This is a genomic window from Bradyrhizobium sp. Kon69, from assembly GCF_055807515.1.
In genome coordinates this window covers 1-961 of record NZ_JBVVOS010000085.1, presented here as the reverse complement: position 1 = coordinate 961, position 961 = coordinate 1, and the positions used below count along the sequence as shown (strand labels likewise).

Genomic DNA, 961 nt, shown 5'->3' with positions numbered 1-961 from the left:
GTTGGCGTGGGCGGTTTTGCTGCTGCTGAGCGCGTGCGACCAGGCACCGCGCCCCGAAGAAGGCTTCGCCGGCCTGGGCAGTGATGCGGCGGACTTTGTGCAGGTGGTGCCCGGCAAGGTCTTCACCTTCCCCGAAGACCACGGCCCGCATCCGGGCTTTCGCATCGAATGGTGGTACGTCACCGCCAACCTCAAGGACGCCCAAGGCAATGCCTTCGGTGTGCAATGGACCTTGTTCCGCAACGCCGTAAACGCGGGGCCTGCGCAACCGGGCTGGCGCGACTCGACCCTTTGGCTCGGGCATGCCGCCGTCACCTCCGCCACCCGGCACTACGCCGCCGAGCGCTTCGCCCGTGGCGGCGTCGGCCAGGCCGGGGCGCAGGCCCGGCCCTTTGGCGCTTGGATCGACGACTGGAACTTCGCCACCCGCCCGGGCGCCGCCAGCCCGTTGGCCGACATGCAACTCAAGGCCAGCGGCGCGCAGTTCGCCTACGACCTGCAATTGACCTCCAGCCGCCCGCTGGTGCTGCAGGGCGATAACGGCTACAGCCGCAAATCCGACCAGGGCCAGGCGTCCTACTACTACAGCCAGCCGTTTTTCACCGCCAGCGGCAGCCTCAGCATCGACGGCCAGACCTACCAGGTCAGCGGCCCCGCCTGGCTGGACCGCGAATGGAGCAGCCAGCCACTGGCCGCGAGCCAGACCGGCTGGGACTGGTTCTCCCTGCACCTGGACCGAGGCGAACACCTGATGCTGTTTCGCGTGCGGCAGAAGGACGGCGGCGGCTACCTCACCGGCACCTGGATCGATGCGCAAGGCCATACCGAGACCTTGCACAACGCCGATATCCAACTCGCGCCGCTGGCCAACACCCAGATCGAAGGGCGCAGTATCCCCACGCGCTGGTCGCTGAAAATTCCCGGCAAACACCTGGACATCACCACGGAAGCTGTCAACCCG

The 961-nt window shown here is 67.4% G+C and carries 1 protein-coding gene; it reads left to right on the top strand.

The genetic code is table 11. The features are described 5' to 3' along the window. The coding region (locus AC0L3U_RS38285; protein WP_473364945.1) for a lipocalin-like domain-containing protein at positions 1 to 961 on the top strand (961 nt) is incomplete at both ends.